Origin of the sequence: Flavobacterium cyclinae (genome assembly GCF_021172145.1) — a bacterium.
GTDB classification, from domain to species: Bacteria; Bacteroidota; Bacteroidia; order Flavobacteriales; family Flavobacteriaceae; genus Flavobacterium; species Flavobacterium cyclinae.
On sequence record NZ_CP089095.1, the window covers coordinates 578,453 to 602,950 of the forward strand.

Genomic DNA, 24,498 nt, shown 5'->3' on the forward strand with positions numbered 1-24,498 from the left:
AGTTATGAACAAAGACAACATTGCAGTAGGATTAGATATTGGTACAACTAAGATTGTAGCAATGATAGGGAAGAAGAATGAATATGGTAAGCTTGAGATTCTCGGAGTAGGAAAATCAAAAAGCTTAGGTGTTCATCGTGGTGTTGTGAATAATATTACACAAACTATTCAGTCAATTCAACAAGCGGTTGCTGAAGCTGAAAACGATTCAGGTTACAAAATTAATGATGTTGTAGTCGGTATTGCAGGTCAGCATATTCGTAGTATCCAACATAGTGATTACATCAGTCGCCCAAATGCAGAAGAAGTAATTGGTGATGCTGATATCGATACGTTAATTGGACAAGTGCACAAATTAGCAATGTTGCCAGGTGAAGAAATAATTCACGTGTTGCCACAAGAATTCAAAATCGATGGTCAAGCCGAAATTAAAGAACCTATCGGAATGTACGGTGGAAGATTAGAATCTAGCTTTCATGTGGTAGTTGGTCAAGCAGCTTCGATTCGAAATTTAGGAAGATGTGTTAAAAGTGCTGGTTTAGAATTGTCGGGATTAACATTAGAGCCATTAGCTTCGGCTGATGCAGTTTTAAGTCAAGAAGAAAAAGAAGCAGGAGTTGCTTTGATAGATATAGGTGGTGGAACAACTGATTTAGCCATTTTTAAAGATGGAATCATTCGTCATACAGCAGTAATTCCTTTCGGAGGAAACGTGATTACGGAAGATATTAAAGAAGGATGTTCAATCATCGAAAAACAAGCCGAGTTATTAAAAACTCGTTTTGGTTCAGCTTGGCCTGGAGAAAATAAAGATAACGAAATCGTTTCGATTCCTGGATTAAGAGGTAGAGAACCAAAAGAAATTTCGCTTAAAAACTTGTCTAAAATTATTCACGCTAGAGTTGTGGAAATTATTGAACAAGTATATGCTGAAATCAAATTATACGGACACGAAGATCCTAAGAAAAAACTAATTGCAGGTATTGTATTAACAGGTGGTGGAGCACAATTGCAACACATCAAACAGCTAGTGGAATATATTACAGGAATGGATACAAGAATTGGTTATCCAAACGAGCATTTAGCAGGAGATTCAGACGAAGAATTGTCAAGTCCATTATATGCTACAGCTGTGGGATTAGTAATGAACAGTATTCGAAACAATACAAAAAGTGCTACTCCGTTTGTAGAAATGAAAAAAGAAGAACCAGTAGTGGTTCGCTCTCAAGTAGTGGTTGAAGAGCCAGTTATTGAGGAAGAAAAAGAGGAGCCAAAAGCAACTCAACCTATCAAACACGAAACAACTGATGATAAAATCAAACGTTCGTTTTTTGATAAATACATTGATAAGATTAAAGAATTTTTAGATAACGCAGAATAAAAGGAGATACTATGTCAGAATTTGGAAACATTTCATTCGATTTACCAAAAAACCAATCTAATGTAATCAAAGTGATTGGTGTAGGTGGTGGAGGTAGCAATGCCATCAACCACATGTTTAAACAAGGTATTAAAGGTGTTGATTTTGTAGTTTGTAATACTGATTCTCAGGCATTACAAAACAGTCCTGTGCCAAATAAAATTCAGTTAGGGGTAAGCTTAACAGAAGGTTTAGGTGCTGGTGCTAATCCTGAAGTAGGTCAACAATCTGCTATTGAAAGTATTGCCGAAATTGAAAAAATGTTAGACAGCAACACCAAAATGGTTTTCATCACCGCAGGAATGGGTGGAGGAACTGGTACGGGTGCGGCTCCTGTAATTGCGCAATTAGCAAAAGAACGTGACATTTTAACGGTAGGTATTGTTACGATTCCTTTTCAATTTGAAGGAAAAGTTCGCTCTGAGCAAGCGTTAGCCGGAGTAGAACGTTTACGTAAACAAGTAGATTCTTTAGTTGTTATCAATAATAATAAATTACGTGAAGTATACGGAAACTTAGGTTTCAAAGCAGGTTTCTCTAAAGCTGATGAAGTGTTATCTACGGCTTCAAGAGGAATTGCTGAAGTAATTACACACCACTATACTCAAAATATCGACCTTAAAGATGCTAAAACAGTATTATCAAACAGTGGTACTGCTATTATGGGTTCTGCAACTGCGTCTGGACCTGAAAGAGCAAAACAGGCGATTATGAGTGCTTTAGATTCTCCTTTATTAAATGATAATAAAATTACAGGTGCTAAAAACGTATTGTTATTAATCGTTTCAGGAACTGACGAAGCTAACGAAATTACAATTGATGAAATCGGTGAAATCAACGACTTCATTCAGTCGGAAGCAGGTTACAATGCGAACATCATTATGGGAGTTGGTGAAGAAGAAGCTTTAGGAGAAGCTATTTCGGTAACTGTTATTGCTACAGGTTTCAATGTAGAGCAACAAGCTGAAATCGTAAACACAGAACCTAAAAAAATTATTCATTCGTTAGAAGATGAGCAAAAAATTGTTCACGAATTAATGAATAAAACAGCTTCAAATATTACAGTAAATAACCCAATTTTCGAAACTCCAAAAGTAGAAGAAGTTAAAGCGGATATCATCAATCCTATTTGTGATGAAGTGGTAGAAGAAAAAATTGTTTTCACTTTAGAGGAAGAAGTTGAAGAACCAAAGTTTGAAATTCACACTCCGGTTGCTCCAGCTATGGATTTGGTTCCAACATCTGAATTGATTAAAAATATTGATGTAACATTTGAAGTAATTACACCAAATGTAGCACCAACATTCGAAATCATTACGCCACAAATCAGAGAAATCGAAGTAAAAGATCCTGAGTTTGTTGTGGCTAAAGAAGAAGAAATTAGTTTTTCATTAGATTTATTTGCTACAAAAGAAGAAGTTAAAGAAGTAACTCAGCAAGATACAATTGTTTTCGAATTAACTCCAGAAACACGTCAAATGGAAGTGAAAGATCCAATCAACGTGGTTCCGGTTACAGAAGTAAATCAAAACGGAATAATCAAATATTCATTAGAAGATTATTTAGAAAAAGAAAACGAATTAGTAGCGTCAAAACCTGTGGAAGTGGTTAACGAACCTCTAGATGAAGAATTAAACTTCACTATGAAAACCAATACTCCAAAAGTTGAAGATACAATTCAATTAGATAATGTTTCTCCAATAGAAATGTCAATCGAAGAGACATTGAAATTCAGAGCGGAAGAGCGTAAAAGAAAAATGAAAGAATTCAATCATAAATTCAATAACAATGCACAAATTGATGAATTTGAAAGAGTTCCAGCATATAAAAGAATGGGGTTAGATGTGGCATCACAACCTAACACTGCCAACAATCAATCTAGAATGTCATTAGGAACAGATAGCAACGATGATATCCAACTTCGTTCAAATAATTCGTTTCTTCACGATAATGTAGATTAATCTATTACAAACTAACCTACCCTCAAAACCCGAAGAGCAATTTTCGGGTTTTTTTATTACTTTTGCATTGGATTTTTTTGAACCTATTTCCAGCTGTTCATTACAAGTTTTTTGATTATCATACCCTTTTTCTACTATTTAAAAAGAGCTTCTTAGGTCGCTTTTTTAAAAAAGAAAAATGGGCTTCCTAATTCAAAAAAGCTTTCCATTGCCATCTGGGGTAGTAAAGAAAAAAGAGGATAGAGAATAGAAGTTAGACTAACTTGAAACCTGAAACAAAAAATAACAATTAAACAATAAACATAAATATATGAGTTTAGAAGCAAAAATCATGGATCACATGAAAGAAGCCATGAAAGCAAAAGATAGCGTAGCTTTAGAAGCGTTAAGAGCAATTAAATCGGCAATTATTTTAGCAAAAACAGAAGCGGGAGCTACAGATACATTAACAGAAGATCAAGAAATTAAAATGTTACAGCGTTTAGTAAAAATGCGTAAGGATAGTGCGGAAATCTTCACAAAACAAAATCGTGCTGATTTAGCCGAACCAGAATTAGCGCAAATTGCGGTAATAGAAAAATTCTTACCGGCGCAATTATCAGAAGAAGAAGTAGAAGCAATCGTTGCTAAAATCATTGCAGAAACAGGAGCTTCAGGAATTGCTTCTATGGGAAAAGTTATGGGATTAGCAACTGCTCAAATTGGTGGACAAGCAGAAGGAAAAGTAATTTCAGGAATTGTAAAGAAACTTTTAGTGTAAAATAAGAAGGTAGTACAAAGATAAGGGAGGAAAGATGAAGTCTTTCTTCTTTTATCTTTACTCTATTTTCTTTAATAAAGGCTTCGTAGCTCAACTGGATAGAGCACTGGATTTCGGCTCCAGCGGTTAGGGGTTCGACTCCCTTCGAAGTCACATTATTACAACACCAACATAGCTTGGTGTTTTTTTATTTCATATAAACATAATTTTTACGTTATTTGTAAAATAGTCCCCAAATTATGCAAACGCCACCTATAGAACACGAATTGTTTTTAGCAGATTATATTGCAATGTTTGTAGTTGTTGCTCCGTTTGCAGCAATCTTTTTTGCATTTGCTTTCTATGTAACTGAGATTGTATATTTACGAAATTATAAAAAGCCTTTAGTTGTTTTTGCTAATGTGAATTTTTTAAAATTATCCGATTCCAGAAAGCAAATTTTAGCCGCAAATTTTCAATTTTATAATCGATTAAAGCCTAAATACAAGCGGTATTTTGAACACCGAGTAGCCAAGTTAATTTTTCATTATAATTTTGAAGGAAGAGATATTATAGTTACTGAGGAAATGAAAGTTACAATTTCTGCTTCTTATGTGATGCTAACTTTTGGAATGCGCGAATATTTGAATCCTCTGTTTAAACGAATTATTATTTATCCTGATATTTATTATTCTCCTCAAAATGATAATTACCACAAAGGTGAATTCAATCCGAGAATGGAATGTATTGTTTTTTCGTGGAAACATTTCAAAGAAGGTATTGATATTACGAATGATAATCTGAATTTAGGATTACATGAGTTTACACATGCTTTTCATATCTATGCCTTAAAAAGTGATAAAGCTACTTTTGTATTATTTAATGAATCACTTCAAAATTTATTTCGTGTAGTTTCAAAACCTGAAGTAAAACAGCGTTTAATTGAATCTGGTTTTTTACGCGATTATGCTTATGAAAACCAATTTGAATTTGTAGCTGTATTGTTAGAATATTTCTTTGAATCTCCAGAAGAATTTAAACAAAAATTCCCTTCTATCTTTCTGAAAGTGAAGCACATGATTAATTTTAATGAAAAATATTTCATTTCAGAATAGTCTTTTGTTTTCTGATATATATCATGTTTTGATGCTTAATTATTGAGTAACTTTATGTCAATATAAACTCAAGGTCATGAAGTCGCTTCATAATCAATTTTAATTTTTAAATTCTTTTACAGAAAAGCGATAACATAAGTGACATTAACATTTAAAACTTACACTTATGAAACAAAAGGTTCCTGTGTCAACAATAATGACAAAAAACGTAGTAAAGTTAAATTTATCAGATGATTTAACTAAAGCCGAAATGCTATTTAAAAAGCATCACATACGACACATTCCTGTTGTTTATAGTAACAAAATTGTAGGGATGTTAAGTTATACCGATCTTTTACGAATCTCTTTTGCTGATGCAATTGACGACGAAGATGATGTAGATACAACAGTTTATAATATGTTTACCGTAGAACAAGTTATGGCAAAAAAACTAGTATCTATTCCTCCAGATGCCACTATTAAAGAAGCAGCGCAAATTTTAGCCACAAAAGAGTTTCATGCTTTGCCTGTATGTGAAGGAGATTTATTAGTTGGGATTATTACCACAACCGATTTAATAAAATACTTAATTGATCAATATTAAATAAATGAAAAAGCCTAACATTTTAAAGTGTTAGGCTTTTTTGAATTACTTCGTAATATTTTTTAAATCTGCTATAGTTGCAATTGGGTCTTGAGCTCCAAAAACATAGCTTCCTGCTACTAAAATATCAGCACCGGCATCAGCTAATTTTTTTGCGTTTTTATTGGTAACACCACCATCTATTTCAATAATAGTTGCTGCATTTTTTCTATTGATTAATGCTTTTAATTTTTCAACTTTTGAATAGGTGTTTTCGATAAAAGATTGTCCTCCAAAACCTGGATTTACACTCATAATACAAACCAAATCAATATCTTGAATCACATCTTCTAACAAGTCAACATTTGTATGCGGATTCAAGGCAACTCCAGCTTTCATACCTTCTGCTTTTATAGCTTGAAGCGTTCTGTGTAAATGAGTACATGCTTCATAATGAACCGTTAAAACATCAGCTCCTAATTTTTTAAAAGTTGCAATGTATCTATCAGGATCAACAATCATTAAGTGAACATCGATGGTTTTTTTAGCATGTTTGTTGATGGCATCTAAAACAGGCATTCCAAAAGAAATATTAGGTACAAAAACGCCATCCATAATATCAATGTGAAACCAATCCGCTTCACTAACATTAATCATTTCGATGTCGCGCTGTAAGTTAGCAAAATCAGCTGCAAGTACTGATGGAGCAATAAGTGTGTTTTTCATAAAATCGTTAAGTGTGTGTTGTTGTGTACAAAGATAGCTTTTAGTTTAAAAGTTTAAAAGTATTGTCGACTAAAAGATTTATCTCATTTAAGGTTGTGGCTAAAAAACAAAACTCCGGTAATCAGCCGGAGTTTCAATCATCAATCAAAAAACGAACAGTCTTAGACTGTTGTTATTGTAATTTAGGAATTAACCTAAATATGTTTTTAATATTTTACTTCTAGAAGTATGTTTTAATCTTCTAATCGCTTTTTCTTTAATTTGGCGAACACGCTCACGAGTTAAATCGAAAGTTTCTCCAATTTCTTCTAAAGTCATTGGGTGTTGATCACCTAAACCAAAATACAAACGAACTACATCTGCCTCTCTTGGAGTTAAGGTTTCTAATGCTCTTTCGATTTCTGTTTGTAATGATTCGTGGATTAATTCTCTATCTGGATTTGGAGATTCACCAGAACGTAATACGTCGTATAAGTTTGAATCTTCACCTTCTACTAAAGGAGCATCCATTGATAAATGACGACCTGAGTTTTTCATGGACTCTTTAACGTCATTTACTGTCATATCTAACTCTTTTGCAATTTCTTCTGCAGAAGGAGCGCGCTCATTAGATTGCTCTAATAAGGCATACATTTTGTTGATTTTATTGATAGAACCAATTTTATTCAACGGTAAACGTACAATACGAGATTGCTCTGCTAAAGCTTGAAGAATCGATTGACGAATCCACCAAACAGCATATGAAATGAATTTAAAACCACGTGTTTCATCGAAACGTTGTGCGGCTTTAATTAATCCTAAATTTCCTTCGTTAATTAAATCAGGAAGTGTAAGTCCTTGATTTTGATATTGTTTTGCTACTGATACTACGAAACGTAAATTTGCTTTTGTAAGTTTTTCTAAAGCTCTTTGATCACCAGCTTTAATTCTTTGTGCTAATTCTACTTCTTCATCTGCAGTAATAAGGTCAACTTTTCCAATTTCTTGTAGGTACTTGTCTAAGGAAGCAGTTTCACGATTGGTAACCTGCTTCGTAATTTTAAGTTGTCTCATCTAAATTTCTCCTTACTTTTTTAAAAGTTCTAGTTGTTATACGTATAAGTTTTAAAAAAGTTACAAAAGTTTGAAAAAAATTATTCCATTACATAGTTTTCAATTTTTATCCTATAAAATTCAATTTTTTGATGCATTCTATTGAAGAATATTTTTCTATCTTTTTTTCCTGATAAATTCAATGATTTTGAATTTTTTAATTGATTTTTCATGTAATCTAGTTGCTCTTCACAAACTTTTTTATCTGATGTTACATAATATCCTAATGCATTATAAGGAAGAAAAAAAGCCGAGATGTCAGGTGAAGAAAATAGCGCGCTATTGTTTAGTATTAATAATTCATTAAAGTAAAGTTGAAAATTATCTGAAGTGGTTTCACACTTTTTTTCTATATTTTTTATTATGGCTGTTACATCATCTAATATGTATAGTGCATTTTGATAGTGGATTAATCCGGCTTCAAAAAAATAGATTAATTGTTGCAAAGTACTGTTAATTGTTGTGTCATTCCAAATCTCAATTCTGTTAGATTTTTCAAAAAACATTTTTAAATAATCATTGTTTTCAACAACACGTTCTTCGAAAATAAAATCCTCAAATCGGGCTATTTCTTCTTTGTTAAGTAAATTGTACCAAATGAAAAATTTAAACTTTGAAAACAAAGTTCCTGATACGGCATAATTCATGGGAATATCTTTAGCGGCGTAATAAATTGTAGTCACCTCAGGTTTAAATTTTTCAATAATTTGATTCGTCTTTTTAAAGTAATCTCTAAAGTCAGATAGCGTACTTATTTTTTTTGTTTTTTCTACCACTAATTGATCTGTGGCATTAAATAAAGCATCCATTGATATTTTATAATGCCTACAAAGTATAATGGTTTCTTCAATTGAAAATTTACTTTTTAATGATATTCTTCTATGAGCAGCATCGTAACTAATATCTAAAACTTTGGCTATTTCGTCAATCAACGAATTGTTTTTTGATATCTGTTTTCTAATAGTGTTTAGTAATATTTCTTGATGTGTCATATTTGTGATTTTCACAAAAATACAATTAATTATTATTATAAATCACATTTTATTTTGTGAAATATGAAATAGTTTTGGGTTGAAATTATAGCATATGAAAAAAATATTCAGTGAAAGTTTAGCTTCTTTTCGGGAGAAAGATCTAAAGCAATATTCAAGAATTGTAAATCAATATTTTAAGAGAAAGTGGCGATTTGTTTTTGTGTTTTTTTTGGTTTCCTGTAGTGTGCAAAATGTAATTGTGCAAGATGAATATAAAAAAAATCCCAAACAGATGTCGGTTCGTTTTTATGACAAATTAGATACGATTCAACACCAATATGGTAATCAATTTTTCACCAGAAGTTTTATGAATGAATTTACCGATAAAAAGAATATCGATTTTAGTGTGCCTATCGAATTACAACTTCTGAAAGACGATTTGTATATTAAATTTCAGGATGATTTCAAAAAGCAATTTGTAATTAAAGTGAGTGGAAAAAGAAAAAGAAAACGATTTGTTTTTTATCTCAACTATCAGACGGTTTCTTTTCCTATAATCTTTATTTCAAAGCAAATGATTCGGTATACTATTGAGTTTCCAAAAGATGATGAAGTAATGATTCGCAGAAACTCTACTAATGAAGGAATGTTGTTGTTTTTAGGTGGCGGAAGTTCGTCAGAAAATGAATATATATTTAAAATAGTAAAAGATGAATAAGGTATTAATATTTGTTTTGTTTGCTTTCCAATTACAAGCTCAAGACACAATCGTTTTCCCAAAAGTAGATGTCTTTAAAAGAAATATTTTAGAAGTTAGTTATGGACAACCGCTTGGTAAATTATCAGATAAATATGAGAATTCAATAACCACTGCTTTTTACATGCGAACAAAAATTGCAAAACGTCAGTTTATTGATTTTGGGTTAGAATTAAGTGGCATTATTAAAGGTAAGAATGTTGAATATACTGTTGGAGATGAGGTAATACTATTAGACGGAAGTAAATCAGCTTTTTTCTTAGGTTTACGATATACAAGATTTTTGCTACAGTCTAAAAGTGAAAATTTCCATATTGAATCAAATACTGGAATAGGTTGGAAATATCTTCATTATTCTAAACCAGAAGAGGAACGGTATGAAGATTTGGATTTTCAGCCTACACTGAATACAATTGGAGTTAGTCAAGGAATAAAAGTAGTGTTATACGGCTTTGGGTTGCATTGTACTTATCAATATGCGCCTTATGATTTGTTTAATACTAAAGTTGAAGGAAATTTTGGAGGATCGTCATTGCAATACGGTGTTTCAGGAAGTTGGAATTTTTAGTTATAAATAAAAGCACCGATTTTAATAACTAAAATCGGTGCTTTTTATGAATTAACTTAACTTAATTAACCTTGAGGTTTATCTTTTTTCTCGATAGGTTTCTCTTCTCTAGGAGGTCGAGGTAAAAGTGCTTTTCTTGACACTTTTTCTTTTCGTGTTTTAGGATCAATACCTAAGTATTTTACCATAAATACATCTCCCATATTTACTACATCAGTAACGTTTTCAGTTCTTTCCCAAGCTAATTCTGAAACGTGTAATAAAACTTCGTTTCCAGGTGCTTTAGTATATTCTACTACAGCCCCAAAATCTAACATTTTAATTACTTTAACTTCGTATGCTTCACCCATTTCTGGTTTGAAAATTATAGAATCAATTTTCGCTAATACCGCATCGATTCCTTCTTGGTTAGTTCCTAAGATTTCAACCACTCCTTGCTCGTCAACTTCGTTAATTACGATAGTAGTTCCAGTAGCTTTTTGTAATTCTTGAATTACTTTTCCACCTGGCCCAATTAAAGCACCAATGAAGTTTCCAGGAATTGTTCTAGTAATGATTTTAGGAGCTTTTGGTTTAACTGTTGGACGAGGTTGTGCAATAGTTTCAGTGATTTTTCCTAAAATATGCATTCTACCTTCTCTAGCTTGACCTAAAGCTTGCTCCATAATATCGTAACGTAAACCATCAATTTTGATATCCATCTGACAAGCAGTAATACCATCTGCAGTTCCTGTTACTTTGAAGTCCATATCTCCTAAGTGATCTTCATCTCCTAAGATATCTGATAATACTGCGAATTTTTCTCCGTCAGTAATTAATCCCATTGCAATACCAGAAACTGGTTTTACCATCTGAACTCCAGAATCCATTAATGCCATTGTTCCAGCACAAACAGTAGCCATAGAAGAAGAACCGTTAGATTCTAATACTTCAGAAACTACACGAATTGTATAAGGACAATCAGCAGGAATCATATTTTTTAATGCTCTTTGAGCTAAGTTACCATGTCCAACTTCTCTTCTTGAAGTTCCTCTTAAAGGTTTTGCTTCACCAGTTGAGAAAGGAGGGAAGTTGTAATGTAAATAGAATTTCTCTTCCCCTTGTTCTGATGGAGAATCAATTACATTTGCCTCTCTTGAAGTTCCTAATGTAACAGTAGCTAAAGCTTGAGTTTCCCCACGAGTAAAAATAGATGAACCATGAACTGATGGTAAATAATCAACTTCACACCAAATTGGACGAATATCTGTTGTTTTTCTACCGTCTAAACGAATTCCTTTTTCTAAAATTACGTTACGAACTGCTGTTTTTTGAACTTTATAGTTGTATTTGCTTACTAATTCTGCTAAATCTGGATTTTCTGCATATTCTTCTTCTGTGAATAATGCTTTAACTTCTTCTTTAACAACAGCAAATTTTTCTCCTCTTTCGCTTTTTGCAGATGCTTCTTGAGCAATTGCATAATATTTATCGTAAGAAGCCGCTTTTACTTTTGCATAAACGCTTTCGTCTTCTTTTTCTGGTTCATATTCTCTGTAAGCTGGTGAACCAACTGCTGCTCTCAATCTTTCTTGAGCTTCAATTTGGATTTTGATAGCTTCATGAGCAAACTTAATTGCTTCAACCATTTCAGCTTCTGAAATTTCTTTCATTTCACCTTCCACCATGGCAACAGAATCTTTAGAAGCACCAATCATCATATCGATATCTGATTGTTCTAATTCTTCTCTGCTTGGATTAATTACAAATTTTCCGTTAACACGTGCTACACGTACTTCAGAAATTAGATTGTAAAATGGAATATCAGAAACTGCTAATGCTGCAGAAGCTGCTAATCCAGCTAAAGCATCTGGCATAACATTATCGTCATGACTCATTAATTGAATCATAACTTGCGTTTCAGCATGATAGTCATCTGGGAAAAGCGGACGTAATACACGGTCAACTAATCTCATAGTTAATACTTCACTATCACTTGGACGTGCTTCTCTTTTGAAGAAACCTCCAGGAAAACGACCAGCTGCTGCGAATTTTTCGCGGTAATCTACTGTTAAAGGTAAAAAATCTACCCCAGGATTGGCAGTACGGGCTGATACAGCAGTAGCTAATAACATGGCATCGCCCATACGAACCACGACAGAACCATCTGCTTGTTTGGCTAATTTTCCAGTTTCGATTGAAATGCTTCTTCCATCTCCTAAATCGATTGTTTCTTGGAATACTTTTGGAATCATAAAATTTTAATTCTTAATTAAACAAAGGGTCAGTTGTGTTGTTGTTGTGTGTAGTTGTTTGTAACCCAATGAAAAACCAAACTTTTTCTGTCAATATAAACAAAACAAAAAGGGGCACAAAGCCCCTTTAGTTGATTATTTTCTAATACCTAATTCTTTAATAATCTCACGATATCTGTTGATATCTTTCTTTTTTAAGTAGTCAAGAAGACTTCTTCTTTTACCTACTAATTTCACTAACGAACGCTCTGTGTTGAAATCATGACGATTTGCTTTTAAGTGTCCAGTTAAGTGGTTAATTCTAAATGTAAACAAAGCGATTTGCCCTTCAGCAGATCCAGTGTTTTCTGCTTTTCCTCCGTGTTTAGCGAAGATTTCTGATTTAACTTCTTTAGTTAAGTACATGCTAATATTGTATTAAATGATTATTATGTATGAATTGCTTCTACAATTCGGTTGCAAAGGTACTCTTATTTTTTTAATACACAAGTCTTTATATAAATAACTTGGCAACTTGTTCATTTACAAACTCTAAAAAGCGTTCATCTGCTTCAGTAAACGGATTTAATACATGGGAATCAATGTCGATTTGCCCTATATTTATTCCATTAACAAATAATGGAATTACAATTTCTGATTTCACAGTAAAACTACATGCAATGTAATTATCTTGTGCTTTTACATCAGGAACTACAAAATTAGCATTAGATTCAGCAACCTGACCACATATTCCTTTTCCAAACGGAATAACGGTATGATCAGTTTCGGCTCCTACATATGGGCCTAAATGTAAAGTCTTTGCTTCATGATTAGCAAAATAAAAACCTACCCAATTGTAATAACTAATGTGGTCAGTCAATAGTTGGCAAATTTCTTTTAGCTTTTCATCTCGCGTAGCATTTTCTTTTTCAATTATGTTGCTAACATGCGGTTTTAATTCTTCAAATGTCATAGTTGTTATTTTTTACAAAAGTATTTATTCCTTCCAATTAAAAAATCTATATTTTTGTTAAAAATCTATAATTTGAAAAACACTTTTAGTCAATATAAACCTTTTTTTGCTTTTTTAACCAAGTTTATTGTTTTTTATTTGGTATTTGCGTTTGTATATAAAATGTATTTAAACCAATACAATGCTGAAAATAAGGAGGTGGATTATTTTACAGAAATTGTTGCAAAACAAACAGTTGAAGTGTTGAATTTGTTTGCTGGTGAATCTCAATATCTTCCTCATCCAAAAGAAGCTTCTTTAAAAGTATATCTTAAAGAAAAATATTTGGCAAGGGTTGTTGAAGGTTGTAATGCGATTAGTATTATGATTTTATTTGGAGCCTTTATTTTTGCTTTTTCAAACAAATGGAAAAAGACAATTCTCTATATTGTAATAGGAATAGGTATTATTCATTTACTAAATGTTTTACGAATTGCATTGCTAACCTATGCATTGTACTATTATCCTGAACACGAAGAATTATTACACGGAACAATTTTTCCGCTTGTGATTTATGGAGTGGTTTTTGTTTTATGGATAATGTGGATAACTAAATTTTCGGGCTATGTTAAAAAGAATTCTTAGAAACAAGAAAAGAATTTTCTTAATAGGATTAGCTTTTTTGGGACTAATTTTAATTAGAGTCTTTGAGGATAATTTGTTTTATGATCCTTTTTTGTCATTTTATAAATCAGAGTATTTAAACAAACCTTTACCCGTTTTTAATGGTGTCTTGTTGTTTGTAAACCTGTTTTTTAGATATTTTGTTAATACACTTTTTTCTTTAAGTATTATTTGGTTGCTTTTTTTTGATAAGACAATAGTAAAATTTTCTGCTAATCTTTTTGTGTTCTTTTTTGTGGTATTAGTTCTAGCGTTTTTTGGAATTTTGTTCCTTTCAAATAATCCAGATTATTTAATTTTATTTTACGTACGCAGGTTTTTAATCCAACCTTTATTTTTAGTTCTGTTTATTCCAGCCTTTTATTATCAGAAGATTTCTCGATAAATTTTCGTAACTTTATAGAATAATCATTTGATTATGAAAGTTACAAAATATTCGGGCGAACTAGTTCATTACGATGAACAAAAACTAATCAATTCTTTACGTAAATCAGGAGCTGATCAATCCGTAGCGGAAACTATTGTTAAAGAAATTGAAAGTGAATTATATGAAGGTATACCTTCAAAAAAAATTTACAAACGTGCTTACCAATTGTTAAAAAACATTTCAAATGTTCATGCAGCACGCTATAATTTAAGGACTGCATTGCTAGGATTAGGACCTGCTGGATTTTTCTTTGAAAAGTTTATAGCAAAATTAATGCAAGAATTAGGTTATCAAACTAAGATAAATACCTTCCTTCAAGGTAAATGTATTTCACATGAAATCGATATTTTACTTCTTAAAAACGATTTAGTTACCTTGGTTGAATGTAAATTCCATTCGGGACAAGATGCAAAAAGTGATGTAAAAGTGCCGATGTATATTTTGTCTCGATTTAATGATGTGAAAGATAGAAAATACGATTTGTTTTCTGCTAAGCGAAATATATCCAAGTGTACTATCGTAACTAATAACAGATTTACTTCTGATGCTATTCAATTTGGTGAATGTTCGGGTATGAATATGTTGAGTTGGGATTATCCTCAAAAAAATGGTATTAAAGAATTGGTTGATACCTACAAAGTATATCCAATAACTTGTTTGACTACTTTAACAAAAGCAGAGAAAGAAAAACTGTTAATTCTTGAGTGTATTACTGTAGAAGATTTAATTCTGCATCCCAATAATTTGAAAAACATAGAGTTAAGTCGTAATCGAATTAAAAATGTGTTGAAAGAAGCCAATCAATTAATCAATTAAAAGCAAAAATCATGAAAATTCATTTTTTGGGCGGAGCAGGAACTGTGACAGGTTCTAAAACATTAATCGAACATAGTAATCTTCGAATTCTGATTGATTGTGGTATGTTTCAAGGCATCAAATCATTGCGCGAATTAAATCGGGAACCGCTTTCAATTTTGCCAGAAACAATAGATTTTGTTATTCTTACTCACGGACATTTAGATCACTGTGGTTGGTTGCCCAAATTGGTAAATGAGGGTTTCAATGGAAAAATTTTCTGTACACGACCCACGAAAGAAATTTCGCGATTGATTTTATATGATAGTGCGAAAATTCAGGAAGAAGAAGCTAAAAGAGCCAATGAAGAGCATTTCTCAAAACACGATCCAGCCGAACCTTTGTATACAGAATCCGATGTAGATGCTGTAATTTCTATGTTTCGAGTGGTAGATAAAGATTTGGACGTGAAACTCGATGATGCTATTTCGTTCAAATTCTTTTATGCAAGTCATATTTTAGGCGCTTGCTCGATTGAATTAACGATTGACGGAAAAGTTTTGGTGTTTTCAGGTGATATTGGTCAAGACGAAGATGTACTTATGTTTCCGCCTCAAAAACCGAAGAAAGCAGATTATGTTTTTTTGGAAAGTACCTACGGAAATCGTCTTCATCCTCAAACCGATGCTTTATTTGAATTAGAAACCATTATCAATAATACGTTCAACCGAGGTGGAACGGTTGTAATTCCAAGTTTTGCAGTGGAACGTGTACAATCCATGATGTATTTGATTTGGCAATTGAAAAAAGAAGAACGTATTCCAAATATGCATTATATTATAGATACACCAATGGGGATTAGTGTTTTAGATGTTTTTAAAGACAATAGCACTTGGCACAAAATTTCTTTTGAAGATTGCGATGAAATGTGCAAAGTTTTTACTTTAATTTCTGATTACAAAGATAGTATGAATGCCGTTTTCGATAAACAACCAAAAGTAGTCATCGCAGCAAGTGGAATGATTACAGGAGGAAGAGTTTTGTCTTATTTGGAAAGATTAATCGATAAACCAGAAACTACTATAACATTGGTAGGTTATCAAGCGGAAGGAACTCGAGGTAGAAAATTATTAGAAGGTGCTCAAGAAATTAAAATTTACGGAAAATATTATCCAGTACGAGCTAATATTATGTTAATCGAAAGTTTATCGGCACATGGCGACCAAAAAGATTTACTGAATTGGCTATCCGAATTGGAAACCAAACCTAAAAAAGTATTCTTAGTTCACGGTGAAAATGAAGCAGCTGATGAGTTGAGATTAAAGATTCAAGACCATTATAATTTTGAAGTTCAAGTCCCTTTTTTAGGTCAAGTCATTGAAATTTAGAATAAAATTAACTCAAATTAAAATTCAATTTGCTAATTTTGCACCGATGAATCTCAGAAAACAAATAAGTATCGTTTTAGCTTCTCTTATATTGCTTGCCAATTTAGGATTGAGTTTTTCTGTGCATTATTGTAAAGATGAAATTGCTTCGGTTTCTTTTCAATATCAAGAAGATGAACCTTGTGTTGAGGAGATAAAATCATGTTGTGCAAAAGAAGATTCTCACGATTCTTGTTGTTCTAATAAATTAATTAAAGTTGAAAAAAAGACCGATGATATATTGGTTAAAACCTTTCAATTAGATTTAGAACCAACAGTTTTTGCTGCTGATTGGAAGCCAAACTTTGTTGCACTTGAATCAGAAAATACTATTTCAAATGAAGTGGCGTATTATTGCGATTCTCATGCACCACCACTCTACAAACTCTATTGTCAATTGGTTTTTTACGCATAAGTTTATTGTTTTTTATTCTGTAAATCAAAGAATTAATAACAATAAATAACTTTATTATGTTTAAAAATATAGCGTTTTTGCTATTCTTTGTTTCTCAATTTATTTATTCGCAAGAAACTATAAAAGGAACAGTTAAAGACGAAAATAATCAACCTTTATTAGGTGCTAATGTGTTTTGGTTTAATACTGCAGTAGGCACCACAACAGATGAAAACGGAAATTTTTCCATTAAAAAATCACTGGAATCTAATTTTTTAGTGGTAAGCTACGTTGGATTTGAAACAAAAAAAATTGAAGTAACTTCAACTACAATTTCTATAGTTTTAAAAGAAGTAAATACTCTTAAAGAAGTAGTTGTTTCAAAAACGAAAAAAGGAACAGAACACTCGTTATACAAAGTTCAAAATGTTCAAGTAATGGGACAAAAAGAGTTGCTAAAAGCAGCTTGTTGTAATTTGTCTGAGAGTTTTAGTACGAATCCTTCTATTGATGTAAATTTTTCGGATGCCGTAACAGGAAATCGTCAGATTAAAATGTTGGGTTTAACAAGTCCGTATATTTTGATTGCGGAAGAGAATATACCTTCGGTTCGTGGTGCTTCACAAGCGTATGGTTTATCTTTTGTGCCTGGAACTTGGGTGGAAAGTATTCAAATTACAAAAGGAGCAGGAAGTGTAATTAATGGTTATGAAAGTATTTCGGGCCAAATCAATTATGAAGTTTTGAAACCGGTTAATGATATTCCATTTTTCTTAAATGTTTATGGTTCTCAAGATAGTCGTTATGAAATAAATACGCATTTCAATAACAAGTTTTCTGATAAATTGAGTTCAACTTTGTTTCTACATGGCAATACCAGACAAAACAGAAACGATATGAACAACGACGGATTTTTAGATGGTCCGATTGGAAAACAAGTCAATATATTAAACCGTTGGCAATTTAACGATGCTGAAAATGGAATTGTAAGTTTTTTAAATGTTCGTTACATGAATGATGAAAAGCAAGCGGGAGAGATGGATTTCAATCCAGATACGGATAGATTAACTACAAACGCTTGGGGAAGTGAAATTAACACTGAAAAAATTGAAATTTCAAACAAAACGGGTTATGTTTTTCCTGAAATGCCCTATCAAAGTTTTGGATTTCAAAATTCATTTCAATCACATAAGCAAGAATCGTATTTTGGCTTAAGTCAGTATGACATGCATCAAAAAAGTTTTTATTCCAACTTATTATTCAATTCGATAATTAATAACACTAAAAATAAATTTACTACGGGATTAAATTTCTCTTACGATGATTATAATGAATTCGTAGCGGTAAATTTTAGTCGCGATTTTTCTAGAATTGATAATTCAGTTGGTGCTTTTTTTGAATATACTTTTGATAATTTAGATAATTTCAGTTTGGTTGCAGGAGCAAGAGTTGATAATCACAATCGTTTAGGAACTTTTGTTACCCCAAGATTACATATAAGATACAATCCTTGGAAAGATGCAGTAATTAGAGCTTCGGCTGGAAGAGGTAAACGTGCCGCTAATATTTTTGCTGAAAACCAACAATTATTTGCATCCAACAGAAATTTCTCAATTTTTAATACGAATGGAAAATTGTACGGATTAAATCCAGAAATTGCTTGGAATTATGGATTAAGTTTCATTCAAAAATTCAAGTTAGCTGGAAAAGATGCTGAGGTGATTTTGGATTATTACAGAACCGATTTTCAAAATCAAGCAGTTGTAGATGTAGACCATTCACCACAAGAAGTTTTGTTTTATAATTTAGAAGGAAAGAGTTTTGCGAATTCATTACAAGCAGAATTTTCTATTGATTTGATGACGCATTTAACGTTTAAAACGGCATATAAATATTATGATGTTCAATCACAATTTACAAGAGGACAACTTGAGCGTCCTTTACAAGCAAAACATCGTGTTTTTGGGAATTTAGCCTACGAAACACACATCAAAGACAAAGGGCAACAATGGAAGTTTGATATAACGTATAATTGGCTAGGTGAACAACGTTTGCCTTATACGCAATCAAATCCAGTACCATACCGTTTAGATGAATATGCTCCTGCTTTCGGAACATTGAATGCTCAAATTACAAGAACGTTTTCAAGTGTTTTTGAAGTGTATGTTGGTGGAGAAAACATGGGTAATTATAAACAAATGAATGGAATTATTCAAAATGATAATCCTTTTGGTACTTATTTTGATAGTAGTATGATATACGGACCTACTTTTGGAGCTATGTATTATGCTGGATTACGATTTAAAATTAAAGATAAAAAAGAAAATCAAAAAATTGAAGTGCTAACTCCTGAAGAAGAATAAGCACATAACCTAAAATTACAAAACATGAAAAGAATCGTTTTATTGCTATTAGTTGGTCTTTTTTCATTAACTATGGTAGCTCAAGAAAAGAAAAGTAAAAACAAAAAAGTAGAATTTAAAGTAGCAGGAAATTGTGAAATGTGCGAAAAACGAATTGAAAAAGCTGCTTTTTCTGTGAAAGGTGTTAAAAGTGCAGAATGGCATGCTGACCATAATGTAATCCATCTTGTAATAGATGAAACAAAATGTTCAAAAGAAGATGTGGCTAAATCAATTGCTGCAGTAGGGCATGATACAGAATTTGTAAAAGCCAATGATGAGGTTTATAATGAATTACATGGATGTTGTTTGTATGAACGAATAAATTAAATAATTAAATTTCTCTATTATCATAAAACCGATTAGATTTTACTAATCGGTTTTTTTGTTAAAATTATGTGATTATTAATTTTTTAATCTAAAATAAAATATAAATTTGTACTCACTTTAGGTAGCAAGTGAATTCAATTTGAAAAGATTATTACATTTATTTCCTGTATTTATGCTCACATTTTTTATGTGGGCTATTGGTGTTTCGTATAACGCATCAATAGTAGGAGTATCTGGAAATCAAGTTGAAATCAATCAAGATTACAAAGACTTGCATTTTTCTCATTTCCAAACAGTTGAAGTAGAGGAAGGTGAGTTTTTAATTGTTGAGTCAGAACCAGAGTTTGAAGTGGAATTGGATTGGTTTTCAATTCCTACAAAATCTTTTAACATTTTACAATCATCGTTAAAAGATTCCACAACTTCATATATATCCTCTTTATTTTCTTCAAAAGAAACCATTCCACTTTACGATTTATATTGTAATTGGAAGTTTCACCTTTCTTAATACACATTTATTTTTTTACATCATTTTTTGATTGTGAATGTTCACTGTGTATTAATTTATTTCATTAATCAATGAAAACACATATTGTTAGTTTTGATGAACACGAAGTTCTTCATCACTTAACCCATTATTTACCAGCACAAAATCCGTTGAAAGACTTTGTGCATCATAATACTTTGCATGCTTTTCAAAGTAAAAAATTTCACGATGCACTATTAGAAGCTTCTACCATTTTTGGTTATAAAACCTATTTGTCAATAACCGATTTTAGACAACGATTTGCTAATAAAGAAATCAATGAAGCGGTTTTAGATGCCATCATTATAAGAGCAAAAGGAGTTGCAAATCTTCAAACTTGGAAAGACAAATTATTAAAAACCAATTATGATGAATCCGTATCTCCAAGAATAGGAAGTTTACGTTCTAATTGGAAAAAATACTATGCTATAAATCTTGAAAAATCAACACATAGTTTGCTATTTCGTGTGCTATGTAGTTACTTAGATCAAGGTGTTGCCATTTGGAATTTCCCTGTACATGATAAAGGATTTTTAGCTTCTATTCGAGAGTTAGAAAAAAATACCTTTAAAGGAATATTTTCTTCTGATAGAGCAAAAAAATTATTACAAGAAAACGCTTCTATTACCCAATTATTAGAATTAATTGTAGGAAAAGAAGAATTATTCGAACAATATTTATTTGACCAACAATTTGGGCATCCTGGTTGGAGCGGCATGATTGCTACTATCGAAAATAATCCAAGTTCTTTATTAGATTCTAAACAAATCACCTTAGAAGAATTAATAAAATTTGAATTGCTTTTAGAGATTGATACTTTAGATACAAAGTTCAATGATATTTGGGCACCACTTGGTTTTAAAATTGAAGACGAAGAATTTCAGCTATTTGAAAAAGTCGCATACAATGAACTTTTCGATGTTTTATCACTTTGGCAACAAGCATTTGAATGGAGTTTTTACGATGCTGTTTTGTCTAATGTACAAAATGTGAAAGAAGAGAAGTTGGAGCAAATACCAAGTTTTCAAGGTATGTTTTGTATGGACGATAGAGAATGTTCGTTCAGAAGACATATTGAACACATTGATAAAAATGCCTCTACTTATGGAACAGCTGCATTTTTTAATTTTGAATTCTTTTACCAACCGGTTAATGGAAAATTTTATACCAAATTATGTCCTGCTCCAGTAACTCCAAAGTTTTTAATAAAAGAAGAGCATAGAAAGAAAAAACATGCTAAAGATTTGCATTATCACAAGCAATCTCATTCGTTGTTTTTCGGTTGGATTATTAGTCAAACCTTAGGTTTTTCATCGGCTTTAAAATTGTTTTTGAATATTTTTAAACCTTCAATGTCACCAGCTACAACGGCTTCTTTTAAGCATTTACATAAAAAATCCAAATTAGTTATCGAGAATAAAGATGTTAATCACAGAGAAGGTGACTTGCAAATTGGTTTTTCAGTAGAAGAAATGGCTAATAGAGTAGAAGGTTTACTAAAAAGTATCGGATTAGTTTCGAATTTTTCGCCGATAGTTTATGTTGTTGGGCACGGAGCAACTAGTATTAATAACACGCATTATGCAGGATATGATTGCGGTGCTTGTTCTGGTAGACCAAGTTCAGTAAATGCAAAAGTAGCCTCATTTGCAGCTAATCATCCAGAAGTAAGAGCCATTTTGAAAGAAAGAGGAATTGATATTCCTACTTCAACGCAATTTTTGCCTGCTTTACATGATACGACTCGAGATGAAATTGCTTTTTATGATGAAGATACGTTGTCTGCTGATAATAAAATTTTACATCAACATAACTTGATTACGTTTTCCAAAGCTTTAGATAACAATGCAAAAGAGCGTTCAAGACGTTTTGATACGATTGATACTTCAGATACTTTAGAAAAAGTACATGAAAAAGTAAAACGTCGTTCTTTATCTTTATTTGAGCCACGTCCCGAATTAAATCACGCTACTAATGCGATGTGTATTGTAGGAAGAAGAAGTTTGTCAAAACAATTGTTCTTAGACAGACGTTCGTTTTTGAATTCGTATGACTATAAAGTCGATCCTTCCGGAGATTATTTAGCCATTATTTTAGGCGCAGTTGCTCCGGTGGGTGGGGGAATTAATTTAGAATATTATTTCTCAAGAGTTGATAATCAAAAACTAGGAGCTGGCTCTAAACTACCTCATAACGTAATGGGATTAATTGGAGTTGCGAATGGAATCGACGGCGATTTACGTCCAGGTTTACCAAGTCAAATGATTGAGGTTCATGATCCAGTTCGTTTGTTAGTCATTGCCGAACATTTTCCAGAAAAGGTAATTTATGCAATTTCTAAAAATCTAGCTACTTACGAATGGTTTAAAAACGATTGGGTAAAATTAGTGGCAGTTCAACCTGAAACTAAAGAGCTTTTTGTTTTTGAAGACGAAAAGTTTGTTCCCTATCAACCTATTCAAACTGTGAATTTCATTAAAGATGAAATGCAGTTAGTTGAAACCACAAAAGAGAATCTTCCGGTAGGAATAATTACAAATACATTTTAAGTCATGAACGAGTTATTGCAATATTTTATACTGTTACCGTTTTTAGGCTTTATCATTAGTTTGTTTTTGCCTGAATCTAAAGAAAAAGCCATCTCATGGACAGCTTTTGGGACGGTTTTTTTACAATTAGTAGGATTAGTTGTGTTTATCATTTTTTGGATAATTGACGGTGCTAAAGATTTGAATTTAGTAGAATTATCAATATTAAAAACAGCTCATTATGAGTTTTTTATCGATTTCTATTTTGATCAAATTTCAGCCGTTTATTTATTCATTGGAGCCTTATTAACTTCTATGATAACTACATATAGTCGCTATTACTTACATAGAGAAAAAGGATACAAACGTTTTTTTAATACGGTTTTGTTTTTCTTTTTCGGATATAACTTAGCTATTTTATCAGGAAATTTTGAAACCTTATTCATTGGTTGGGAAATCATTGGAATTTCATCTTTCCTTTTAATTGCATTTTATAGAGAACGTTATTTACCCGTTAAAAATGCTTTCAAAGTATTTTCAATTTATAGAATTGGCGATGTCGGATTGTTATTAGCGATGTGGGCAAGTCACCATTTATTTCATGAAAATATTACCTTCATGAAGTTGAATAATTACGAATTGGTAAATGAGCATTTGCAAAATCATTCCATAATCGGAATATTCATCGCACTTTGTTTGGCATGTGCTGCTGCGGCAAAATCGGCTCAGATTCCGTTTTCGTCTTGGTTGCCAAGAGCTATGGAAGGTCCAACACCTTCGAGTGCTATTTTCTACGGTTCGTTATCAGTGCATTTAGGAGTTTTCTTAATGTTGAGAACATTTCCATTTTGGGAACATCAAACCACCATGAGATTTGCCATTGGATTAATGGGATTAACTACTAGTTTGGCAGCTTCTGTTATGGCGAGAGTTCAATCGTCTGTGAAGAGCCAGGTGGCGTATAGCTCTATTTCTCAAATTGGAATTATTTTTATTGAAATTGCTTTAGGTTTTGAAACTTTAGCATTAATTCACTTTGCTGGAAATGCATTTTTGAGAACGTATCAATTATTGGTTTCGCCATCAGTAGTGAGTTACTTAATTCGCGACCAATTTTACAATTTCAAACCAAGAGAAAAAGCTATCGAAGATTCTTATCCAAAGAAAATAGAATACACACTTTACATTTTAGCTTTGAAAGAATTCAATTTGGAAGGATTTCTAAATATGGTATTATGGAAACCATTGAAAATTATTGGTAAATCGTTAGATTTCTTGAATATCAAGAGAATTTATTTCTTCTTTATTCCAATTTATTTATTAGGATTCATAACCTATAAATTCAAGTTGCATTTGCCTTATCAGTTGACGAATATTCTTCCAGAATTGTTTGCTTTTATCGGATTGGTATTCGTTTTCAAATCATTTTCAGAACGAAGAAGTCCGTTTTTAGCATGGATTTTAATCGTAATGAATCATTTTTGGATAGCATTAGCCATCGTATTTAATGACAAAGTTAGTGTAAGTGAAATTGCTTACTACTTAGCTGGAATCATTGTTGCAGGAATCATCGGTTATGTAGCTTTATTACAGTTGCAAAAATTAGAAAGAAGAATTTTAATAAATCAGTATTTAGGTCATGTTTACGAACATCCTAAGTTTGCTTTCTTTTTCTTGTTAGCTACTTTGGGAATTACAGGTTTTCCAATTACAACAACTTTCATTGGAGAAGATTTGATTTTTAGTCATATCGATAGTAATCAACTTTTCTTAGCCTTTTTTGTAGCATCAAGTTTTGTGGTTTCAGGTATTGCTGGAATCCGAATTTATGCTCGTCTTTTCTTAGGTCCTCATGTTAAAACGTATCATGAGTTGCCTTACAAATCATCTTAATTTATTCGAAAAT

The 24,498-nt window shown here is 32.0% G+C and carries 23 protein-coding genes and 1 tRNA gene; 18 read left to right on the forward strand and 6 right to left on the reverse strand.

Annotated elements, in window-relative coordinates; genetic code table 11:
* Positions 1–4 precede the first annotated feature (4 nt).
* The 6 genes from ftsA to LOS86_RS02745 all read left to right on the forward strand — a co-directional run bounded on the left by ftsA (position 5) and on the right by LOS86_RS02745 (position 5,818).
* Entirely contained in the window at positions 5–1,381 is a 1,377-nt protein-coding gene (gene ftsA / locus LOS86_RS02720; protein WP_231843126.1) for a cell division protein FtsA, read from the forward strand.
* Positions 1,382–1,392: 11 nt separating this feature from the next.
* Positions 1,393–3,381 (forward strand): cell division protein FtsZ, encoded by a 1,989-nt coding sequence (ftsZ, locus tag LOS86_RS02725; protein WP_231843127.1) that lies wholly within the window; start codon positions 1,393–1,395, stop codon positions 3,379–3,381.
* A 310-nt stretch (positions 3,382–3,691) separates the two neighbouring features.
* Positions 3,692–4,141: a GatB/YqeY domain-containing protein gene (locus LOS86_RS02730; RefSeq protein WP_231843128.1), complete on the forward strand. Its 450-nt coding sequence runs from the start codon at positions 3,692–3,694 to the stop codon at positions 4,139–4,141.
* Positions 4,142–4,220: 79 nt separating this feature from the next.
* Positions 4,221–4,294, forward strand: a tRNA-Arg gene (locus LOS86_RS02735).
* 86 nt (positions 4,295–4,380) lie between these two features.
* Positions 4,381–5,235: a zinc-dependent peptidase gene (locus tag LOS86_RS02740; protein ID WP_231843129.1), complete on the forward strand. Its 855-nt coding sequence runs from the start codon at positions 4,381–4,383 to the stop codon at positions 5,233–5,235.
* Between the two features lie 166 nt (positions 5,236–5,401).
* Positions 5,402–5,818, forward strand: coding sequence for a CBS domain-containing protein (locus LOS86_RS02745; RefSeq protein WP_231843130.1), 417 nt, complete (start codon positions 5,402–5,404; stop codon positions 5,816–5,818).
* 45 nt (positions 5,819–5,863) lie between these two features.
* Here the strand turns inward: LOS86_RS02745 and rpe are convergent, their stop codons facing one another.
* The 3 genes from rpe to LOS86_RS02760 all read right to left on the reverse strand — a co-directional run bounded on the left by rpe (position 5,864) and on the right by LOS86_RS02760 (position 8,607).
* Positions 5,864–6,523: a ribulose-phosphate 3-epimerase gene (gene rpe, locus LOS86_RS02750; RefSeq protein ID WP_231843131.1), complete on the reverse strand. Its 660-nt coding sequence runs from the start codon at positions 6,521–6,523 to the stop codon at positions 5,864–5,866.
* Positions 6,524–6,712: 189 nt separating this feature from the next.
* Entirely contained in the window at positions 6,713–7,576 is an 864-nt protein-coding gene (locus LOS86_RS02755) for a sigma-70 family RNA polymerase sigma factor (RefSeq protein ID WP_014389330.1), read from the reverse strand.
* A gap of 80 nt (positions 7,577–7,656) precedes the next feature.
* Positions 7,657–8,607, reverse strand: coding sequence for a hypothetical protein (locus LOS86_RS02760; protein ID WP_231843132.1), 951 nt, complete (start codon positions 8,605–8,607; stop codon positions 7,657–7,659).
* 94 nt (positions 8,608–8,701) lie between these two features.
* Here LOS86_RS02760 and LOS86_RS02765 point away from each other — a divergent pair, with 94 nt between their 5' ends.
* Together LOS86_RS02765 and LOS86_RS02770 are read left to right on the forward strand one after the other, a co-directional pair.
* The gene (locus LOS86_RS02765; RefSeq protein WP_231843133.1) at positions 8,702–9,307 is read left to right on the forward strand and encodes a hypothetical protein; all 606 of its coding nucleotides are present in this window, start codon (positions 8,702–8,704) and stop codon (positions 9,305–9,307) included.
* Complete coding sequence (locus tag LOS86_RS02770; protein WP_231843134.1) at positions 9,300–9,914, forward strand: hypothetical protein; 615 nt, start codon at positions 9,300–9,302, stop codon at positions 9,912–9,914. Before LOS86_RS02765 ends, LOS86_RS02770 begins: the two co-directional genes overlap by 8 nt.
* Positions 9,915–9,979: 65 nt before the next feature.
* On the opposite strand, the gene LOS86_RS02775 is transcribed toward LOS86_RS02770, so the two are convergent.
* The 3 genes from LOS86_RS02775 to LOS86_RS02785 form a co-directional block, all read right to left on the reverse strand.
* Positions 9,980–12,148: a polyribonucleotide nucleotidyltransferase gene (locus LOS86_RS02775; RefSeq protein WP_231843135.1), complete on the reverse strand. Its 2,169-nt coding sequence runs from the start codon at positions 12,146–12,148 to the stop codon at positions 9,980–9,982.
* 135 nt (positions 12,149–12,283) lie between these two features.
* On the reverse strand, positions 12,284–12,553 hold the full coding sequence (rpsO, locus tag LOS86_RS02780) for a 30S ribosomal protein S15 (RefSeq protein ID WP_231843136.1): 270 nt from the start codon (positions 12,551–12,553) through the stop codon (positions 12,284–12,286).
* Positions 12,554–12,641: 88 nt separating this feature from the next.
* On the reverse strand, positions 12,642–13,100 hold the full coding sequence (locus LOS86_RS02785; RefSeq protein ID WP_231843137.1) for an XrtF-associated fRMsr-like GAF protein: 459 nt from the start codon (positions 13,098–13,100) through the stop codon (positions 12,642–12,644).
* Positions 13,101–13,172: 72 nt separating this feature from the next.
* On the opposite strand from LOS86_RS02785, the gene xrtF reads away from it, so the two are divergent.
* The 10 genes from xrtF to LOS86_RS02835 all read left to right on the forward strand — a co-directional run bounded on the left by xrtF (position 13,173) and on the right by LOS86_RS02835 (position 24,485).
* The gene (xrtF, locus tag LOS86_RS02790) at positions 13,173–13,724 is read left to right on the forward strand and encodes an exosortase family protein XrtF (RefSeq protein WP_231843138.1); all 552 of its coding nucleotides are present in this window, start codon (positions 13,173–13,175) and stop codon (positions 13,722–13,724) included.
* On the forward strand, positions 13,705–14,148 hold the full coding sequence (locus LOS86_RS02795; RefSeq protein ID WP_231843139.1) for an exosortase F system-associated membrane protein: 444 nt from the start codon (positions 13,705–13,707) through the stop codon (positions 14,146–14,148). The genes xrtF and LOS86_RS02795 overlap by 20 nt, the downstream gene beginning before the upstream one ends.
* Positions 14,149–14,181: 33 nt before the next feature.
* Positions 14,182–15,006, forward strand: a complete 825-nt coding sequence (locus LOS86_RS02800; RefSeq protein WP_231843140.1) for a restriction endonuclease — start codon at positions 14,182–14,184, stop codon at positions 15,004–15,006.
* Positions 15,007–15,017: 11 nt separating this feature from the next.
* The gene (locus LOS86_RS02805) at positions 15,018–16,373 is read left to right on the forward strand and encodes an MBL fold metallo-hydrolase (RefSeq protein WP_231843141.1); all 1,356 of its coding nucleotides are present in this window, start codon (positions 15,018–15,020) and stop codon (positions 16,371–16,373) included.
* 46 nt (positions 16,374–16,419) lie between these two features.
* Complete coding sequence (locus tag LOS86_RS02810) at positions 16,420–16,827, forward strand: HYC_CC_PP family protein (protein ID WP_231843142.1); 408 nt, start codon at positions 16,420–16,422, stop codon at positions 16,825–16,827.
* Positions 16,828–16,883: 56 nt separating this feature from the next.
* Complete coding sequence (locus tag LOS86_RS02815) at positions 16,884–19,169, forward strand: TonB-dependent receptor (protein WP_231843143.1); 2,286 nt, start codon at positions 16,884–16,886, stop codon at positions 19,167–19,169.
* A gap of 24 nt (positions 19,170–19,193) precedes the next feature.
* A complete protein-coding gene (locus tag LOS86_RS02820; protein ID WP_231843144.1) occupies positions 19,194–19,538 on the forward strand; it encodes a heavy-metal-associated domain-containing protein in 345 nt (114 codons plus the stop codon).
* A gap of 139 nt (positions 19,539–19,677) precedes the next feature.
* Positions 19,678–20,046 carry a hypothetical protein gene (locus LOS86_RS02825; RefSeq protein WP_231843145.1) on the forward strand — a complete coding sequence of 123 codons (369 nt, stop codon included), beginning with the start codon at positions 19,678–19,680 and terminating at the stop codon, positions 20,044–20,046.
* Between the two features lie 71 nt (positions 20,047–20,117).
* Positions 20,118–22,613: a YbcC family protein gene (locus tag LOS86_RS02830; RefSeq protein WP_231843146.1), complete on the forward strand. Its 2,496-nt coding sequence runs from the start codon at positions 20,118–20,120 to the stop codon at positions 22,611–22,613.
* 3 nt (positions 22,614–22,616) lie between these two features.
* Positions 22,617–24,485 (forward strand): proton-conducting transporter transmembrane domain-containing protein, encoded by a 1,869-nt coding sequence (locus LOS86_RS02835; RefSeq protein WP_231843147.1) that lies wholly within the window; start codon positions 22,617–22,619, stop codon positions 24,483–24,485.
* The last annotated feature ends 13 nt before the right edge of the window (positions 24,486–24,498 follow it).

What these genes read in the sequence shown, in the direction of transcription:
- ftsA (WP_231843126.1), top strand. Translation starts at nt 5, where the DNA reads ATGAACAAAGACAACATTGCAGTAGGATTAGATATTGGTACAACTAAG.
- ftsZ (WP_231843127.1), top strand. Translation starts at nt 1,393, where the DNA reads ATGTCAGAATTTGGAAACATTTCATTCGATTTACCAAAAAACCAATCT.
- LOS86_RS02730 (WP_231843128.1), top strand. Translation starts at nt 3,692, where the DNA reads ATGAGTTTAGAAGCAAAAATCATGGATCACATGAAAGAAGCCATGAAA.
- LOS86_RS02740 (WP_231843129.1), top strand. Translation starts at nt 4,381, where the DNA reads ATGCAAACGCCACCTATAGAACACGAATTGTTTTTAGCAGATTATATT.
- LOS86_RS02745 (WP_231843130.1), top strand. Translation starts at nt 5,402, where the DNA reads ATGAAACAAAAGGTTCCTGTGTCAACAATAATGACAAAAAACGTAGTA.
- rpe (WP_231843131.1), bottom strand. Translation starts at nt 6,523, where the DNA reads ATGAAAAACACACTTATTGCTCCATCAGTACTTGCAGCTGATTTTGCT.
- LOS86_RS02755 (WP_014389330.1), bottom strand. Translation starts at nt 7,576, where the DNA reads ATGAGACAACTTAAAATTACGAAGCAGGTTACCAATCGTGAAACTGCT.
- LOS86_RS02760 (WP_231843132.1), bottom strand. Translation starts at nt 8,607, where the DNA reads ATGACACATCAAGAAATATTACTAAACACTATTAGAAAACAGATATCA.
- LOS86_RS02765 (WP_231843133.1), top strand. Translation starts at nt 8,702, where the DNA reads ATGAAAAAAATATTCAGTGAAAGTTTAGCTTCTTTTCGGGAGAAAGAT.
- LOS86_RS02770 (WP_231843134.1), top strand. Translation starts at nt 9,300, where the DNA reads ATGAATAAGGTATTAATATTTGTTTTGTTTGCTTTCCAATTACAAGCT.
- LOS86_RS02775 (WP_231843135.1), bottom strand. Translation starts at nt 12,148, where the DNA reads ATGATTCCAAAAGTATTCCAAGAAACAATCGATTTAGGAGATGGAAGA.
- rpsO (WP_231843136.1), bottom strand. Translation starts at nt 12,553, where the DNA reads ATGTACTTAACTAAAGAAGTTAAATCAGAAATCTTCGCTAAACACGGA.
- LOS86_RS02785 (WP_231843137.1), bottom strand. Translation starts at nt 13,100, where the DNA reads ATGACATTTGAAGAATTAAAACCGCATGTTAGCAACATAATTGAAAAA.
- LOS86_RS02795 (WP_231843139.1), top strand. Translation starts at nt 13,705, where the DNA reads ATGTTAAAAAGAATTCTTAGAAACAAGAAAAGAATTTTCTTAATAGGA.
- LOS86_RS02800 (WP_231843140.1), top strand. Translation starts at nt 14,182, where the DNA reads ATGAAAGTTACAAAATATTCGGGCGAACTAGTTCATTACGATGAACAA.
- LOS86_RS02805 (WP_231843141.1), top strand. Translation starts at nt 15,018, where the DNA reads ATGAAAATTCATTTTTTGGGCGGAGCAGGAACTGTGACAGGTTCTAAA.
- LOS86_RS02810 (WP_231843142.1), top strand. Translation starts at nt 16,420, where the DNA reads ATGAATCTCAGAAAACAAATAAGTATCGTTTTAGCTTCTCTTATATTG.
- LOS86_RS02815 (WP_231843143.1), top strand. Translation starts at nt 16,884, where the DNA reads ATGTTTAAAAATATAGCGTTTTTGCTATTCTTTGTTTCTCAATTTATT.
- LOS86_RS02820 (WP_231843144.1), top strand. Translation starts at nt 19,194, where the DNA reads ATGAAAAGAATCGTTTTATTGCTATTAGTTGGTCTTTTTTCATTAACT.
- LOS86_RS02830 (WP_231843146.1), top strand. Translation starts at nt 20,118, where the DNA reads ATGAAAACACATATTGTTAGTTTTGATGAACACGAAGTTCTTCATCAC.
- LOS86_RS02835 (WP_231843147.1), top strand. Translation starts at nt 22,617, where the DNA reads ATGAACGAGTTATTGCAATATTTTATACTGTTACCGTTTTTAGGCTTT.